The organism is Caenibacillus caldisaponilyticus (assembly GCF_002003465.1).
Lineage (GTDB): Bacteria > Bacillota > Bacilli > Bacillales > Sporolactobacillaceae > Caenibacillus > Caenibacillus caldisaponilyticus.
Genome location: NZ_BDDQ01000145.1, coordinates 1 through 1880, shown reverse-complemented (window position 1 = coordinate 1880; position 1880 = coordinate 1). Strand labels below are relative to the sequence as shown.

General features: G+C 49.3%; 2 protein-coding genes. One reads left to right on the top strand and one right to left on the bottom strand.

All coding sequences use genetic code 11. The annotated features are described in order from the left end of the window. Positions 1-168: 168 nt before the first annotated feature. Complete coding sequence (locus CCB157_RS16900) at positions 169-1533, bottom strand: ISLre2 family transposase (RefSeq protein WP_077616946.1); 1365 nt, start codon at positions 1531-1533, stop codon at positions 169-171. 162 nt (positions 1534-1695) lie between these two features. Between CCB157_RS16900 and CCB157_RS16895 the strand changes: the two genes are divergently transcribed. Beyond that, a partial coding sequence (locus tag CCB157_RS16895; protein ID WP_077616947.1) for a transposase occupies positions 1696-1880 on the top strand: 185 nt, incomplete at its 3' end.

Genomic DNA, 1880 nt, shown 5'->3' with positions numbered 1-1880 from the left:
CTCCCGATCGATTCATGCCTCTTTATTATAACCTGTCCGGTTCCCCATTTACGACAGCATGACCGCTACGGATGCAGTCAAGCTTTTGTGGGCACTTTTCTTGTACAATGCAATTTGAAAGCGTTCTCCTATTTTCTTGGACTTCTTGCGTAAGCTCTCTTCAAATGTTTAAAAACCGATCAGCCCTTTCAAAGCGCGGTGAATCATCGTGCCTGAAGATTGTTTCATATAGGGGATGTTGTCACGTACATCATTTACGATTTGCTTGGTCAGCCTTTTACGGGTTTTGGTCTCTAGAGCCTTACGACCCGAACCGTTTGTTTCACGGTTCGGCACCCATTGCCCAAACCACGTTTTGACCTCCAACCGATCCTTGTCGGCAATTATCCATTGGGTCATCGCCTCTACACCGGCTGCACTCCAACTGCGCCCCTGTTTGAGGCGAGCCGCAAACTGGCTCATCAAGCCTTCCGAAGCCCCCATCGTGCACAGCCTGTGCGTGTCTATCCCTTGCGCTTCGAGCCACGCTTTATAATCCCGTAACGCTTCTTTATGATTCGTGATATACGCGATGAACGCCTCCAGCTTTGTTTCGCCTTCCGGTGTAGCCATCGTTCCCACGGCACTGTTCAACTCCACGATCAACCGCTCCGGATCATTCTCGTTCAGCGCCCGTCTCATCGTGGAATAGCGCGGATGATCTTTCATGATTAGATGCAAATCGCGGGCGACATGGAACCGATCCAAATGATAAAACGCCCGGCCCTTGAAGTCATCTTGGCAAGCCGTTATCCAACCAGCCCCATCTCCGTTGATGACCAGCTTCGTTTTCGTCGCGTCATAGTCGTAATGCTGCTCCAGAAAGCTTTCAAAGCCTTCCCAAAACGGCTCGGAGCCCGTGTGGAAATAGTGCCGTTTATTCTTCAATTTCCGCCGTTTGGAGCCGTCTTGTTCCCAACCCGTATGGACTAAAGCGATCTTAAGTTCTTTCGCCTTTTTCTTCTTGCCGCCCTTTTCTTTTTGTTGTTTCACAAATAACCCGTCCACCTCGACAAAAAGCACCTCAGGCGCGGGTTGTTTGGACTTCGGCTCACACACCTCGGATGCGAGGAGATGCTGACGCAACGCTTCGTGGCTCATGGGGGCATACCCTAAGAATGTCTCCAATTGCTTCACGGCGTGGCGGTAAGACGGACCGGCCACGGCCAAGGCCATTGCCCATTGTTCAAGAAGCGGGCTGAATCCCTTGCGGCCGTCAAAAGCCAGATACTGATCCAATAAAGCGATATAACGACCATTTTCCCGGTCTTGATAATAGTTGCGTTTGATGGTCAACGGACCGAACATCGTATCGATGTGAACGTCGCGCCGATCTTTCAAGCGAAAGCGACGTTTATCCCGCGCTTCGGCGATTTCGGCATCCATCTGTTCCAAAACCATCGTCAAAACCTTGCCAAACATCTCCTGTAACACCTGAAAGACATGGCGTTCAAGCTCTTCTAAAGTCGGGTATTTCGGGTTATAATGTCCCATGTGAGGGCCTCCTTTGTACGGTTTTTTTGGACAAACTCATTGTACAAAAAAGAGGCCCTCATTTCTTGTTTTTTCTGCATTCCCCTATCGCGCTATTGCTTGGTGGCCTTGGCAGATGATGTTGGATTAAAAGCCAACACATCCGCCAAGGTTAATTTACATATATTAACTTTTATTCCTATTCTTGCTCCCACAATAATTTTACTCCTACTGTCGCAAGATCAAGGACTGGCCAAACTGTTGGAACAGGTCTTGAATCAAATCCTTGAAGCCCAGTTAACGGATCAACTTGGCGCCGGCCGTTATGAGCGCACAGAGGAGCGAAAAGGCTATCGAAACGGGTCTTA

Coding starts and splice junctions, on each gene's coding strand:
- CCB157_RS16900 (WP_077616946.1), bottom strand. CDS start 1,533: ATGGGACATTATAACCCGAAATACCCGACTTTAGAAGAGCTTGAACGC.